General features: G+C 53.7%; 14 protein-coding genes. 7 read left to right on the forward strand and 7 right to left on the reverse strand.

What is annotated here, in order from left to right:
- Positions 1-8: 8 nt before the first annotated feature.
- The 6 genes from fdoH to fdhE all read left to right on the forward strand — a co-directional run bounded on the left by fdoH (position 9) and on the right by fdhE (position 6,347).
- Positions 9-914 (forward strand): formate dehydrogenase O subunit beta, encoded by a 906-nt coding sequence (gene fdoH / locus KI228_RS21320; protein ID WP_042998870.1) that lies wholly within the window; start codon positions 9-11, stop codon positions 912-914.
- Positions 911-1,546, forward strand: coding sequence for a formate dehydrogenase cytochrome b556 subunit (gene fdoI, locus KI228_RS21325; RefSeq protein ID WP_061069452.1), 636 nt, complete (start codon positions 911-913; stop codon positions 1,544-1,546). The genes fdoH and fdoI overlap by 4 nt, the downstream gene beginning before the upstream one ends.
- 184 nt (positions 1,547-1,730) lie before the next feature.
- Positions 1,731-3,068 carry a vWA domain-containing protein gene (locus KI228_RS21330; RefSeq protein ID WP_086512772.1) on the forward strand — a complete coding sequence of 446 codons (1,338 nt, stop codon included), beginning with the start codon at positions 1,731-1,733 and terminating at the stop codon, positions 3,066-3,068.
- 17 nt (positions 3,069-3,085) lie between these two features.
- A complete protein-coding gene (locus KI228_RS21335) occupies positions 3,086-4,582 on the forward strand; it encodes a sensor histidine kinase (protein WP_061069451.1) in 1,497 nt (498 codons plus the stop codon).
- Between the two features lie 4 nt (positions 4,583-4,586).
- The gene (locus KI228_RS21340; protein ID WP_061069450.1) at positions 4,587-5,273 is read left to right on the forward strand and encodes a response regulator transcription factor; all 687 of its coding nucleotides are present in this window, start codon (positions 4,587-4,589) and stop codon (positions 5,271-5,273) included.
- Positions 5,274-5,417: 144 nt separating this feature from the next.
- Complete coding sequence (fdhE, locus tag KI228_RS21345; RefSeq protein WP_042998866.1) at positions 5,418-6,347, forward strand: formate dehydrogenase accessory protein FdhE; 930 nt, start codon at positions 5,418-5,420, stop codon at positions 6,345-6,347.
- Between the two features lie 30 nt (positions 6,348-6,377).
- Here fdhE and KI228_RS21350 read toward each other — a convergent pair whose 3' ends face one another.
- On the reverse strand, positions 6,378-6,764 hold the full coding sequence (locus KI228_RS21350) for a type II toxin-antitoxin system VapC family toxin (RefSeq protein ID WP_042998865.1): 387 nt from the start codon (positions 6,762-6,764) through the stop codon (positions 6,378-6,380).
- On the reverse strand, positions 6,764-7,003 hold the full coding sequence (locus KI228_RS21355) for a ribbon-helix-helix domain-containing protein (RefSeq protein ID WP_192575752.1): 240 nt from the start codon (positions 7,001-7,003) through the stop codon (positions 6,764-6,766). Before KI228_RS21355 ends, KI228_RS21350 begins: the two co-directional genes overlap by 1 nt.
- A gap of 209 nt (positions 7,004-7,212) precedes the next feature.
- Between KI228_RS21355 and KI228_RS21360 the strand changes: the two genes are divergently transcribed.
- Positions 7,213-8,139, forward strand: a complete 927-nt coding sequence (locus KI228_RS21360) for an alpha/beta hydrolase (protein WP_061069448.1) — start codon at positions 7,213-7,215, stop codon at positions 8,137-8,139.
- A gap of 15 nt (positions 8,140-8,154) precedes the next feature.
- Here the strand turns inward: KI228_RS21360 and fabY are convergent, their stop codons facing one another.
- The 5 genes from fabY to KI228_RS21385 form a co-directional block, all read right to left on the reverse strand.
- Entirely contained in the window at positions 8,155-9,096 is a 942-nt protein-coding gene (gene fabY / locus KI228_RS21365) for a fatty acid biosynthesis protein FabY (RefSeq protein ID WP_042998862.1), read from the reverse strand.
- A 44-nt stretch (positions 9,097-9,140) separates the two neighbouring features.
- Positions 9,141-9,578: a D-aminoacyl-tRNA deacylase gene (gene dtd / locus KI228_RS21370; protein WP_044265155.1), complete on the reverse strand. Its 438-nt coding sequence runs from the start codon at positions 9,576-9,578 to the stop codon at positions 9,141-9,143.
- The gene (locus KI228_RS21375; RefSeq protein WP_044257165.1) at positions 9,575-10,447 is read right to left on the reverse strand and encodes a virulence factor BrkB family protein; all 873 of its coding nucleotides are present in this window, start codon (positions 10,445-10,447) and stop codon (positions 9,575-9,577) included. The genes dtd and KI228_RS21375 overlap by 4 nt, the downstream gene beginning before the upstream one ends.
- Positions 10,441-11,040, reverse strand: a complete 600-nt coding sequence (gene yihX / locus KI228_RS21380; RefSeq protein ID WP_061069447.1) for a glucose-1-phosphatase — start codon at positions 11,038-11,040, stop codon at positions 10,441-10,443. The genes KI228_RS21375 and yihX overlap by 7 nt, the downstream gene beginning before the upstream one ends.
- Positions 11,041-11,183: 143 nt before the next feature.
- Positions 11,184-13,628, reverse strand: coding sequence for an autotransporter outer membrane beta-barrel domain-containing protein (locus tag KI228_RS21385; RefSeq protein ID WP_317987687.1), 2,445 nt, complete (start codon positions 13,626-13,628; stop codon positions 11,184-11,186).
- Positions 13,629-14,009 lie beyond the last annotated feature (381 nt).

The raw sequence follows: 14,009 nt of genomic DNA on the forward strand, positions 1-14,009 counted from the left end.
GACGACTTATGGCTTATCAATCGCAAGACATTATCCGTCGTTCCGCGACTAACGGTCTCACCCCCGCGCCTCAGGCGCGGGACTTCCAGGAAGAAGTGGCGAAGCTCATTGACGTCACCACCTGCATCGGCTGTAAAGCCTGTCAGGTGGCCTGTTCAGAGTGGAACGACATCCGTGATGAGATCGGCAGCAACGTCGGGGTCTATGATAACCCGGCGGATTTAACCGCTAAATCCTGGACCGTGATGCGTTTCTCGGAAGTGGAGCAGAACGACAAACTGGAATGGCTGATCCGTAAGGATGGCTGTATGCACTGCGCCGATCCGGGCTGCCTGAAGGCGTGTCCGGCAGAAGGCGCTATCATTCAGTATGCCAACGGGATTGTCGACTTCCAGTCCGAGCAGTGCATCGGCTGTGGTTACTGCATCGCCGGTTGCCCGTTCGACGTGCCGCGACTCAACCCGGAAGACAACCGCGTCTATAAATGTACGCTGTGCGTTGACCGCGTGACCGTTGGCCAGGAACCGGCCTGCGTGAAAACCTGCCCAACGGGTGCTATCCACTTTGGTTCCAAAGAGGACATGAAAACGTTGGCTGGCGAGCGTGTGGCAGAACTGAAAACCCGTGGTTACGACAATGCTGGCCTGTACGATCCGGCGGGCGTAGGTGGGACGCACGTGATGTATGTGTTGCACCATGCCGACAAACCGAATCTGTACCACGGTCTGCCGGAGAACCCGGAAATCAGCGCCACCGTGAAATTCTGGAAAGGGATCTGGAAGCCTCTTGCAGCGGTCGGCTTTGCCGCGACCTTTGCGGCCAGCATCTTCCACTACGTCGGTGTCGGTCCAAACCGTGCGGATGAGGAAGAGAACAACCTGCATGAAGAGAAAGACGATGAGGTGCGCAAATGAAAAGACGTGACACCATCGTGCGCTACACCGCGCCGGAACGCATCAACCACTGGGTCACCGCCTTCTGCTTCGTGCTGGCGGCGGTGAGCGGACTGGGCTTTTTCTTCCCGTCCTTCAACTGGCTGATGCAAATCATGGGCACACCGCAACTGGCGCGTATTCTGCACCCGTTTGTGGGCGTCATCATGTTTGCCTCGTTCATCATCATGTTCTTCCGTTACTGGCACCACAACCTGATTAACCGGGATGACATTTTTTGGGCGAAGAACATTCGCAAGATTGTCGTCAACGAAGAGGTGGGTGACACCGGGCGGTATAACTTCGGCCAGAAATGCGTGTTCTGGGCGGCGATTATCTTCCTGATGCTGCTGCTGGTGAGCGGTGTGATCATCTGGCGTCCGTACTTTGCGCCAGCGTTCTCCATTCCGGTGATCCGCTTCGCGTTAATGCTGCATTCATTTGCCGCCGTCGCGCTGATTGTGGTTATCATGGTGCATATTTACGCCGCGCTGTGGGTAAAAGGTACTATTACCGCGATGGTAGAGGGCTGGGTAACCCGCTCCTGGGCGAAGAAGCATCACCCGCGCTGGTACCGTGAAGTTCGCGAAAAGCAGGATAAGACCCAGTCGTAAGCAAAGGCTGTTCGTGAACCGATAAGATAACGCCGGAGACTGAGTTTCCGGCGTTTTTTTAAGGGATATTTTTGGCCTGACAGGCCGTTTTGACAACTTTTTGACAACTTTATACAGATTACAGACCAACCGACGTTACAGTCGCATAAGAATGGAGTCGATTCTTAAGACAAGGAGACGTACCGTGAATCTCAAACACCTCTTCGCAGCCCTGGCAATGGGACTGCTTGCGACAACAACGGCGGCACAACCGCCCGCGCCGAAAGTGACGATTAAATCCGAACTGGCTTCCCCTCTGGTGCTGGAAAACAGCCAGGACAAAAACTACCTCAAAGTGTCACTGACGGGTTTCCCGCTGCATGCAACCAAACGCAGCCCGATCAACCTCGCGCTGGTGATTGACCGCTCCGGCTCTATGGGCGGCGAGCGTATCGAACAAGCCACAGAAGCTGCCGTAATGGCGGTGAACACTTTAAGCGCCCAGGACACGCTCTCGGTGGTAATTTACGACGACGTCGTGGATGTCATTGTGCCGGCGGCCAAAGTCGACAATAAAGCGAAACTTATCAGCCAAATCCGTGAACGACTGACCGCACGCGGCGGTACTGCCCTGTTTGCCGGTGTTAGCCGCGGTATCAAAGAAAACAGTAAATTCCTCGATAAGGCCCATGTTAACCGCATCATCCTGCTGTCTGATGGTCAGGCGAACATCGGCCCTTCCTCCACCAGCGAGCTGGCAGAACTGGGTAAGATTGCCGCCCGCAAAGGGATTGCCATCACGACGATGGGTATTGGCGAAGGCTACAATGAAGATCTGATGGCGGCGATTGCCCAGTACAGCGATGGCAACCACGTGTTTGTACAAAACACCGATGCCCTGGAGAAGGCATTTGCCCATGAATTTGGCGATGTCATGTCCGTCGTCGCTCAGGATGTGGTGGTGCAAATTAACGTCGCCGACAACGTTAAGCCACTTCGCCTGCTGGGGCGTGAAGGTGAAATCCGCGACAACACGGTGACCGTTAAACTGAACCAGCTTTACGCCAATCAGGAGAAATATGTCATGCTGGAAGTGCTGCCGGCGAAAGGCCAGGCCGCACAAAGCAAGCCGCTCGCTGAGGTCAACGTCAGCTATAACAACCTCGCCACCGGGCAGAAAGAGCGTTGGGATGACAAGATGGCCGTCAGCTATACCGCCTCAGCCAACGAGGTTCAGAAAGCGCAGGTGGAGGATGTGATCGTCGATTCCGCCATTCAGAAATCCGCCATTCAGAATGAGCAGGCGTTACAGCTCATCGATGAAGGCAAAATGGACGAGGCGAAAGCGATCCTGCGCGAAAACTCCAGTACACTCAGCGCGTTACCGCTTAGCGCACCGGCCGCCAGAATGAAGGCACAGGCGAGCGCAGAGGAAAATCTTAAGTTGCTGGACAGGATGGAAAGCGAAAGCAAAGAAGCGTCGCGCAAGTCGCTGAAAGAACAGAGTTATAAAACCAAAAACCAGAGTTCGAAATCGAACTGATCCACAAGGAGTGCTGGATGTTCAGACGTAAGCCGATTTATCTCGTCATTACATTGATGTTTTTTATTCTGCTTGCTTACCTGGGCGTTCGCACTCTGGAACATGAAGTCTTGTTGCGTCAGTACCAGACCCAAACCCTGGCGAAATCGCAAACCGCCAGCGTCGCCAGGGGGATCGAAAATATTCTGCAGCAAAAAGCCTCCCGCCTGCATGCGATTGGCGATTTTATCGACCCCGCAGAGGTCGCCACCCTCAGCGCGCTTAAAGAGAACGACAGCGACATTGCCGACGTCTTTATGCTGCGGAAAAATCATCTCCTTTACCCCGATGAGCGTCAGCCGTTGAGCAACAAGGATAAAGAGTGGGTACGCCTGCTCAGCCCGCTGGTCAACGATCCCAGCCAACTTGCCAGTCATATGACGCAAAGCGAGCAGGACACGCCGCAGGCCGGCTGGTTTATTAGTTTTGAGACTCCGGAACCGCTGTTGATCTACTGGCGGCAGAAAGAGGGGGCGATCATCGGCTTTCGCCTCTCCTGGGTACAGCTGATGATGGATATGGCGAACGGCATACAGGTGAACCCGGGGGATCCGCAGCAGATTGTCAGGGTGACGGAAAACGGCCGTCAGCTTTATCAGAACGCGCAGGCGGATCTGCGGCGGCTCACTTTACTGGACTCCCGCACGCTGGCGTATCCACTCACAACGTGGCAGGTCAGCGCTTACGGCGTCAACGCACCGCTCTGGCATATCTGGCTGTGGGGCGGCGCATTAATCGTCCTGCTGCTTCTCGCCGTCGCACTGTTGGGCGTCTCGCTGTGGCGGGAATATACCCGCGCGGCGCGTCAGGCGCGCCAGCAGGTCGATTTTGTCAGCCAGGTGTCACACGAACTGAAAACACCGCTGACCAACATCACGCTCTATGCCGAACTGCTGCGCGAAGGGCTGGATGATGAACAAACGCATGAGCGACGCTATGTGGATGTGATCACTCAGGAAGGCCAGCGGTTATCACGGCTTATCCAGAATATCCTGACCTTTACGCGCGCACCGAAACTGCATCTTCAGCCAGTCAATCTCCGCCGTCTGATGACAGAAATTACGCAGATCTTTACGCCTGCGTTGCAGGCTAAAGGCATGACGATTCACATGTCCTGCCCTGAGAATCTGATATTGCACAGCGATCGCGACGTGATCACGCAAATTGTCAGCAACTTTCTCAGTAATGCCGAAAAATACGCTTCGCAGGGCCAGCGCGTGGATCTGACCGTTGAACACGTTGCGGAAAACGTGGAGATCGCCGTTCGCGACTATGGTCCCGGTATTGCGGAAAATGAGATGTCCTTGATCTTCCGCCCGTTTTATCGGGTCACATCCTCCATTACCGAGGGTGTTTCAGGTACCGGTATTGGGCTCACCATCGCTTGCCAACTGGCGCAACGCCTGCACGGCAAGATTCAGGTAACGGCGCAAGAACCCGGCGTCCGCTTTACCCTTACGCTGCCGCAGGGATGAGAATATGAAGATACTGATTGCCGAAGATGATGCAAACATCCGCCAGGGTCTGGTGGATGCTCTGTCGCGCGAGGGTTATTCGCTCATAGCAGCACCGGACGGGCGCGCGGCGCTGGAGAGTTATCATCGCGACAAACCGGACTTTGTGCTGTTAGACATCATGATGCCCGAAATGGATGGCTATACCGTCTGCCGGGAAATTCGCCGCCAGAACGAACACATTCCCATCGTGTTTCTCTCCGCCAAAGATGAGGAGATCGACCGTGTCGTGGGGCTGGAACTGGGTGCAGATGACTACATCAGCAAACCGTTTGGTATTCATGAACTGCGGGCGCGGATAAAAACCATCGCCCGTCGTTGTTTAAACCATAGCGCCACGCAGCCTAACCTCAGTTTTGCTTTTGGCGACCTGACGGTGTTCCCGAATGAACTGTGCGCCTGGCGCGGCGAGCAAAAGCTGGAGCTGACGCTGCGGGAAGTTCGCATTTTAAGCTGTCTTGAGCGTAATAAAAATCAGGTGGTTACGCGCGATATGTTGTTCGATGCGGCGTGGGGGTACGACTATTTGCCCAATAGCCGTACGCTGGATCAGCACATTTCCCGGCTCCGCAAAGTCATCGAACAGGATGCCAATCAGCCGCAGCTAATCCGAACGGTGCATGGTCTGGGGTATCGATATCAGGTATCGTAACGCACACATTGCGATGTCACCGCTATAACCCGCAGGCCGATTGCGGTTATCATTAATGACATTCACCAGCGCGGGCGCGAAATGCCCGCCAATTCACAGAGCGGATTACACCTAGCTAAATCTGCCTAACCAGGAAGTGACTGAATGAGCATTCGTATCATCCCGCAAGATGAGCTGGAAAAGAGCGAGAAACGCGCGACGGATATGATTCCACCGTTATTATTCCCCCGGCTCAAAAATCTGTATAACCGTCGCGCCGAGCGTCTGCGCGAACTGGCTGAGAATAACCCGCTGGGAGATTACCTGCGCTTTGCCGCGCTGATCGCCCATGCCCAGGAAGTGGTGCTGTATGACCATCCGTTGCAGATGGATCTCACTGCACGCATCAAAGAAGCCAACGATCAGGGTAAGCCGCCGCTGGATATCCACGTTCTGCCACGCGATAAGCACTGGCAGAAACTGCTGCACTCGCTGATCGCCGAACTGAAACCGGAGATGAGCGGCCCGGCGCTGGCGGTGATCGAAAATCTGGAAAAAGCCTCCGAACAGGAACTGGAACAGATGGCCAGCGCTCTGTTTGCCTCCGATTTCGCCGCGGTCAGCAGCGATAAGGCCCCGTTCATCTGGGCCGCGCTGTCGCTGTACTGGGCGCAAATGGCCAGCCTTATCCCGGGTAAAGCCCGCGCGGAATACGGCGAACAACGTCAGTACTGCCCGGTGTGCGGCTCGATGCCGGTCTCCAGCATGGTGCAAATTGGCACCACCCAGGGACTGCGCTATCTGCACTGCAACCTTTGTGAAACCGAGTGGCATGTGGTTCGTGTTAAATGCAGCAACTGCGAGCAAAGCCGCGATCTGCACTACTGGTCACTGGACAATGAGCAGGCGGCAATCAAAGCCGAAAGCTGCGGTGACTGTGGAACCTACCTTAAGATCCTCTATCAGGAAAAAGACCCGAAAGTGGAAGCCGTCGCCGACGACCTCGCGTCGCTGGTACTGGACGCGCGCATGGAGCAAGAAGGCTTCGCCCGCAGTTCCATCAACCCGTTCCTGTTCCCGGGAGAAGGGGAGTAAACGCCTTCAACAGGTGATGCCGGACGGTGCTTATCGTCCGGCTTGCAACTGATAAGGCGTAATGACGCCAGGTATCCCCGCGAAATCTCTGGTGTTGCGCGTTACAAGCGCAAACCGATGAATCTGCGCGGTAGCCAGAATAATCGCGTCCGGAAGTTTCATCCCATATTCCTGCCTGAGATTCACGCTTCGCTCAGCAATTTCCTGTGAAACGCCGATGATGTTGAACGCACTCAACGCCACACGTGTACGATATTCCTGATGGTATTTTTTTGCCCCCACCATGACTTCCATCCAGGTAACCAGGCTGATGGCATTCTGCGGCGGATACGCTTCCAGTACTTGCTGTGCTTCCTGGCGCCCGCTGAATAAATCAATCAGGATATTGGTATCGAACAGCACGGGACCCTTTTGCATTACCATTCCTCGCGCAGCGTCTTCTGATACTCAACGCCGTCTTCCTCACAGCCCTGCCAGAGCCCCAGCGCATTGGAAATCGTGGTTTCAGCCTGTCCCTGCCTTTCAAGGTACTGTTCAACCGCTTCGCGCAACAACTCCGCACGCGGCAGATTCCGCTGCTGCTTGAGATCGTCAAGGCGCTTGATCATCTCATCGGATAAGTCGAGTAATATTCTGCCCATGTCCATTCCAGCCATATGCATACATATACTTCCAGTATATCATTGGCGAATAATTTTCAAACAACATACACCGTCAGCAAGCAGGAAAAAAGCGATCTCCGTAGTGACTTTTCCTTTTGCGAGGCGCTTTCCAGAATTTTACTCTGTCCCAAATCCACCATTCTCTTTCATGAAAAACCAGGTTATAACACTGTATATTCATACAGATTTTAGGGATTAAGAAAATGGCGCTTGAAAACGGGATTGCACAACGGGTCGAGGAATTTATCGCGGCGGGACGTCCTTCTGTTCGTCGGCAACATATTGATGACCGGAGAGCAGGCTATATCGCCAGTACCGCGCTGGCCGGAAAGACCGAAATGCGCGTAGAGGTCAGCGATGTTGAACTGGAGGGGATGACGCTGCGCGTCGTATCACCGCGCCATGCTTCGGGTGCTCTGCCCTGCGTTATTTACTACCACGGCGGCTGTTTCGTGAGCGGCGGATTTGCCACGCATGATAATCAGTTGCGACAACTGGCGTATACCAGCGGTTGCCGGGTGATTGCCGTACAATACCGCCTCGCACCAGAACACACGTTTCCTGCGGCGCATGACGATGCTGAAAAAGGGGCCAACCTGATCTGGCAATATGCGAAACAGCTTGGCGTTGAACGCCAGCACATCACGCTTGCCGGGGACAGTGCGGGCGGACACCTGGCGCTGGTGACAGCATTGCGCCTGAAGGCAGCAAAACAATGGCTGCCCGCACAATTGATGCTGATCTACCCGATGCTCGACGCGACCGCAAAATGTGAGAGCTATACCCGCAACGGTCTGGACTACATCATTACCCGCGACACGTTGCTAACCGGGTATGAGATGTATATGCCCCATACCGATCGCCAGCATCCCGAAGCCAGCCCGCTCTGGCGAGATGATCTCAGCGGCTTACCGCCTACGCACATCATCACCGCTGAATTTGATCCGCTGTGCGACGAAGGCGAACTTTTGTATGAGCGACTGACGACCCAACACGTCGACTGCACCTGCCAGCGCTACCTCGGCGTGATTCATGGTTTTTTCCAGCTAGCTGGCGTCAGCCATGCGGCGCGCAGCGCAATGCAGGATATCGCCTGGCGCGTGACTATCCCGTCCGTTAGCGAAGAATAGAGAAGGGAGTTCCCCCTACTCTTCCTCGTTTCCGCCTTCTTCATAGGGACCAAACGGTTTGGCGGGCAGGACGATGTAAATACCTTCAAAAATAGCGCCCGGTGTGTCATTGCCCAGCAGCTCTACCTGCAGTTGAACCCGCGCCTTTTTCCCACGCGCCAGACGGTCAAGATCGCCGCTCAACGAGCCGAGATCGGCAACCGCGGCGGGTCTGCCGCTGATAGGTTTGCTATAGCGGATATGGGCGTCAGCGAGAATGATCGTGCCCCCAAGATGGCGCTCACGCAGCATCAGCCAGATAAGCCCCCAGCCGGTCAGCGTAGCCAGCGAAAACAGGCTCCCGGCAAACAGCGTGTGGTGCGGATTTTGATTGCCCGTCTCCGGCATGGTGGTAATAAATTTTTGCCCGGTGTACTGCTGAATACGTACACCCATCTTCTCGCTCAGCGGGATGTGCTCATACCACGCCTGCTGTAGCTGTCCGCACCAGTCGCCGCGATGCAAAATGTCATCGAGCGAGGCAATCGGTTTGATCATCAAAAAGTGGCGAACCGGCGTAGTTTGCGGCGTGGTGATTTCGCCCTGATTGACAAAACCCAGTTTGGCGAAGAATTCGACAGCGTCTTCCCGTGCGCTACAGGTCACTCGTTTGACCCCTTCCTGACGTGCGACGGACTCCAGCGTCATTGCCATCAGCGTTCCCAGCCCCTTTTCCTGCACGGTGGGATCGACAGCCATGAAACGGATGGAAGCCTCATTATCGGCATTGATGTACAACCGCCCGACGGCAACCAGATTGCCCTCTTCATCGACCACCATCTGGTGGTGCGCCATTGCGTCCCAGGCATCACGCTCGGAACCCTTCGGTTGATGCAGCGGCTTGCGCAGCATTTCCCAGCGAAACTGATAGTAACGCTCTAATTCTTCTTCTGTTTGCGGTACTCGAAGGTGATACATAGCGGTACTCTCTCTTGTAACCCGCGGCCACGCCGGAAGCTGATTCATACCTGTAACCAGAACGTCACGGGGCCGTCATTCACCAGCGCAACCTGCATATCCGCAGCGAAGCGTCCGGTCTGCGTATTCATGTCCTGCTGGCGGCAGCGTTCGACGAAATAATCGTACAGGGCCTCCGCCCGCTCCGGCGTCGCCCCTTTAGAGAACCCCGGACGCATGCCGCGTTCGGTATCCGCCGCCAGCGTAAATTGTGAAACCACCAGCACACTCCCGCCCGCCTGTTGCACGTTCAGGTTCATTTTGCCTTCGGCATCGCTAAAAATACGGTAGCCGAGCACACGTTCACACAGGCGATTCGCTTTCTGCTCGTCGTCATCCTTTTCGACACCCAACAACACTAAAAGTCCTGAGCCAATTTCACCCGTCACTTCGTCCTCCACGGTGACGCTGGCACGGGTTACGCGCTGAATTAATGCAATCATGGTTGGTCTGCTTCTTCTTGTTCTGCGGCTTGTTTGAGTTTGCGGTATTCCCCGAGAGTGACAGTTATTTCCGCACCAAGCAAGACGATACACCACGTCCAGTACACCCAGACAAACAAAATGGGTACCACCGCTAACACGCCGTAAATAAGCTGATATGACGGGAACATGGTGATATAAAGCGCGAAACCTTTCTTTCCAGCCTCAAACAGGACCGCAGCGACAAAGGCGCCGACAATCGCATCCCGATTCGGTACGCGCGTGGTCGGCACCACGCTGTAGAGGAGCCAGAATGAGAGCCAGGAGAGGATCAGCGGGAAGAGACGCAGCACATCATCAATCACGGTATTGAGATCGCTGGCCCAGCGTAATGAGAGAAGATAGGAACTGATCGCCAGACTGGCCCCTGCCAGTAATGGTCCCAGCGTCAAAATCATCCAGTACACGGCAAAGGAGTACACTTTTGGCCGCGTGCGCGTGCTGCGCCAGATAGTATTCAGCGCGCTATCAATGGCATACATCAACAGCAGCGCGGTGACGATTAACCCGCAGGCCCCCACCGCCGTCATTTTGTTGGAGTTGGCGACAAACTGCTCAATGTAACGTTGAATCACATCGCCCGTTGCCGGGATAAAGTTGGCAAAAATAAAGTGTCGCAACTGGACGCTGACATCGGAAAACATCGGAAAAGCGGCGAAAAGCGCAAATACAACGGCGATCAGCGGCACTAATGAGAGCAACGAGACGTAGGCAAGATTCCCTGCCAGGGTCGTCATATTGTCCTCATCAATGCGCTTCCAGAGGAGCTTCAGCCAGGCCCAGATCGGTCGGGTATGATGCCTGGCTTTTTGATGCACGGTTTTTAGCATAACAACTTCGCGAAATACTCAGGAATGACGGTTTTATCGGTCACCAGAATGCTGGTTATCCCCAACTGGTTGGCCCCTTCTATATTATCGATGTTGTCGTCAAAAAAGACCGTGTCGCTCACTGAAAAACCCTCTTGCTGTAACACATGCTGATAAATCCGTGTCTCCGGCTTGCGCATCCCCAGATCCTGCGACAAATAAATATGGTCCGCCGCCTGGCGAATTTCTGGATATTCCTCTGGCCAGAACGTCGTATGCAGCCGGTTGGTGTTCGACAGGACGACCACGCGATGCCCCTGCTCACGCAGTTTCTGCATGATATCGATAACCTCAGGCCGTAGCGCGACAAAAACGGCCTGCCAGCCATGGGAAAACTGTTCGTAGCTCAGCGACAGATCCATCTCATGACAAAGGGCCTCGGCAAATGCTTCATCGGTGATTTCTCCCCGTTCGTGCTGATGGAAGGCCTCACCCATCGTAAAGCTCTGCTTTAACGACGCCAGCGGCACACGGCTCAGATCGCTCCAGGTACCTAATACGCGGTTGAAGTCGATATCGACAATCACATTACCTAAATCAAAGATATAGAGCATGTCCCTTCTCCTTACTTGCCGTGGATGAATAACTGTAGCGGGAAAGGGGCGTTTTGACTATGTACCCGTCAGGGAAAGATGAAGGAAAAAAAGGCGATGCCCTGAGAGCATCGCCTTGTTCTGGTGTGATATTTCTCGGTTTCTTAGAAGCTGTATTTCACCCCGAGCATCGCAGAGGTATCGCTGTAGCTGTTGTCGCCCATTTGCTGCGCCACGTTACCCCACACCTGCAGACGCGGGTTGATTTGCCCTTCAATACCCACTTTCAGCTCACCAATGTTACGTGTCCCGCTGATGTCATCCTTGATGGAGCCCATCTGTACGGTCTGGTTATTGGTGTTGTGGATCCAGTTCGCTTCAATGAACGGCTGGAAATCACGGCCTTTATCGGTATCTTTCTCCGCATGACCTTTCAGGTAAGCACGGACGCCGAGGCGAGTCATCAGGTTGCCGTCAGTTTTGTCTTTAACCACCGTCCCGTTGTGCTCACGGTGTGAATCGGCCTGCACGTCCATCCAGATAACCTGCGCTTTCGGTTGGATCCAGTAGGTTTTATTTTCACTTTCCCCGACCAGGAAGCTATAACCGCCTTCAACAGACGCCGTGATACCGTCGGATTTGTAGTTTTCGCTGGCCAGATGTTCGCCACTAACGGTGTTATCAAACCAGTTATACAGTACCCAACTGTCCAGATAGGTCCCGGTCTTATCCGCTTCATTGGCATACCAGGTGGCATACAGACCGACGCTGTAACCATCTACCTGCCCACGAGACGAATAGCCAGTGTAACTGTTACGGGTTTTACTTTTCTGGTTGGCATAACCCGCCATGGCACCCAGATGCCAGCGATCGAGGCCGTCGCTGCTCCACTGCGCCAGGTCGCCGCCTAACTGCAGAACATAACGGTTAGCGTTGGTTTTCAACTGCCCGCTGCCGTCAGTAAAGCGATTATGGCCCCCTACGTTACGCATCCACATACTGGTGACTTTTTCTTCGCCAGTCAGCATATCGGTATACTGAGTTTCACCCAGACGGTCATGCAGACGGGTGATAAACATCGTATTGGCCGCATAGTTGTTCGCCAGATAACTCCCGAATTCAGGGCGATACTGGTGCTCGACGGGACCCGGATATACTGGCGGTCCTGGAGGATCAGTTGGGTCTGGCTGCGCGGGATCGGGATCCGGCTCAGTCGGTGGTGGCGGAGGCGGCTCCACTGGCGGCGGATCCACCGGTGACAGCTCGCTGGTCAGATACCAGTCACTGGCTTTTTTCACCACGTCATAGTCGTACGCACCGGCGACGATACGCCCTGATTTGGTAAAGGTACCGTCAGAGTTTCCGGCAACCTCAACAATTTTAATCCCATCGACGGTCAGTTCACCCACACCACCAATGTTGTTGATCCCCACTTTGGTATTACCGGAGGTATCGCCATTCACTTTCAGCATGTCAGTTAATGAACCGTCACCTTCCAGTACGGTATTCAGCACTAACAGCGCGTTGGTCCCGATGTAGTTTCCTATCACAGTCAATGTTTTGAAGGTTCCCGCATCATCGCGAGACACGCCGTCAGGACTATAGCGCAGCGTCGCCTGATCCAGCGTCAGATTAGAGACCACGGAATTTCCAGTCATCGTCCATTCGCTGCTGGCACCCTTCATATCCAGATTAATAGTCGCACGGTAAGATGCTGTATTTTCCAGTTGCGAAGAGTTGGCGGTGCCCACGAAATGGCTTCCATCATCCATTGTCAGGTCAATAATGCCGCTATAGCGTGCATAAAGGTTGCCCTCAATGTTATAGACACCAGAGCTTGCAGTGTCCGTAGTGGCATCCCAGGAGCGAATGAGGCCTTTACTTTGATAGGCATACATCGCATTGGCATTATTGCCTGTCGCCTTAATGGTGGTGTCCCCACCCAAATTCACTGTGGCAAAATCACTGCTGGCGTAAGCATAGATACCATTCGCGCCACTACCAGTGGTTGTGATATTGACGTTATTGAGGTTGACCTCACCTTTCCTTCCTGCGTAAACACCATGAGCATTCGAACCAGAAGTGGTAATGGTTGCAGTACCGCCAATCGTGACATCCGCGATTCCCGCAGCACTGCCAAATAAGTCACCGAGATCCTTACCAGCATAGATCCCGTATCCGGAGTTCGCGCCGCCAGAACCACGGGTAACAATATCCGCATTCCCATGAACAATAATTGATGACTGTGCGCTGGTATTTGCTCTGGATATATTTGCGCGCAACCCCATACCATTTTCGGCATCCACCCTCACGTTACCGCTCACTTCCACAACGGAGGATGCGTTGCTCAACTCACGTCCGAGGTTAATCCCGTCGGAACTCGTTCCGGTAGTAATAATAGAGATATTTTCAGCTTCCAGTCTGCCACCCGCATTTTTTGAGTGGATACCATCTGCTTCCGAACCGGTTGTATTAATTACCAGATTTTTAAATTTATAGCCTGCGCTATCGAGGTATACACCCCAACCTTGCAAAGGTGTAGTTGTTCCGTTTTGGCTGGTATTAATCATGGTTTCGTTAAATGTCGTATAGTCCCGACTATTTGACATCAGAGGATTACCACTATAGTAAATCGTCTGGTCATCACATAAGAACTGTGCCGTAGTCGTGTAACTACACCCCGCGGAAACCGCTTGCCCGCTGAATCCTCCGAGCGCCAGCGCACTGGCGATACAGAGAGCCAATTTCCCCGGTGAGGGTGGTTTGCATTTCATTTTTTGTGTTTTCATAGGAATACCTTTTCCGTACTACTCTTTTTTCGGATAAGAGCATAAAAGACGCAGTAAAAATTAATTAAAAGGCAAAGCGGGTCCGTTCATCTTTAAAACCTAAAGATTCACTTACCTTAAAATTATAAATCTTTCCTTTTGCGCGATTAATACAGTTATTCAAAGGTTATGTCAACGGGGGTTGAACTGACGAAAAAGGAA

Source organism: Citrobacter amalonaticus (assembly GCF_018323885.1).
GTDB lineage: Bacteria > Pseudomonadota > Gammaproteobacteria > Enterobacterales > Enterobacteriaceae > Citrobacter_A > Citrobacter_A amalonaticus.

Coding starts and splice junctions, on each gene's coding strand:
- fdoH (WP_042998870.1), top strand. CDS start 9: ATGGCTTATCAATCGCAAGACATTATCCGTCGTTCCGCGACTAACGGT.
- fdoI (WP_061069452.1), top strand. CDS start 911: ATGAAAAGACGTGACACCATCGTGCGCTACACCGCGCCGGAACGCATC.
- KI228_RS21335 (WP_061069451.1), top strand. CDS start 3,086: ATGTTCAGACGTAAGCCGATTTATCTCGTCATTACATTGATGTTTTTT.
- KI228_RS21340 (WP_061069450.1), top strand. CDS start 4,587: ATGAAGATACTGATTGCCGAAGATGATGCAAACATCCGCCAGGGTCTG.
- fdhE (WP_042998866.1), top strand. CDS start 5,418: ATGAGCATTCGTATCATCCCGCAAGATGAGCTGGAAAAGAGCGAGAAA.
- KI228_RS21350 (WP_042998865.1), bottom strand. CDS start 6,764: ATGCAAAAGGGTCCCGTGCTGTTCGATACCAATATCCTGATTGATTTA.
- KI228_RS21355 (WP_192575752.1), bottom strand. CDS start 7,003: ATGGCTGGAATGGACATGGGCAGAATATTACTCGACTTATCCGATGAG.
- KI228_RS21360 (WP_061069448.1), top strand. CDS start 7,213: ATGGCGCTTGAAAACGGGATTGCACAACGGGTCGAGGAATTTATCGCG.
- fabY (WP_042998862.1), bottom strand. CDS start 9,096: ATGTATCACCTTCGAGTACCGCAAACAGAAGAAGAATTAGAGCGTTAC.
- dtd (WP_044265155.1), bottom strand. CDS start 9,578: ATGATTGCATTAATTCAGCGCGTAACCCGTGCCAGCGTCACCGTGGAG.
- KI228_RS21375 (WP_044257165.1), bottom strand. CDS start 10,447: ATGCTAAAAACCGTGCATCAAAAAGCCAGGCATCATACCCGACCGATC.
- yihX (WP_061069447.1), bottom strand. CDS start 11,040: ATGCTCTATATCTTTGATTTAGGTAATGTGATTGTCGATATCGACTTC.
- KI228_RS21385 (WP_317987687.1), bottom strand. CDS start 13,628: ATGTCAAATAGTCGGGACTATACGACATTTAACGAAACCATGATTAAT.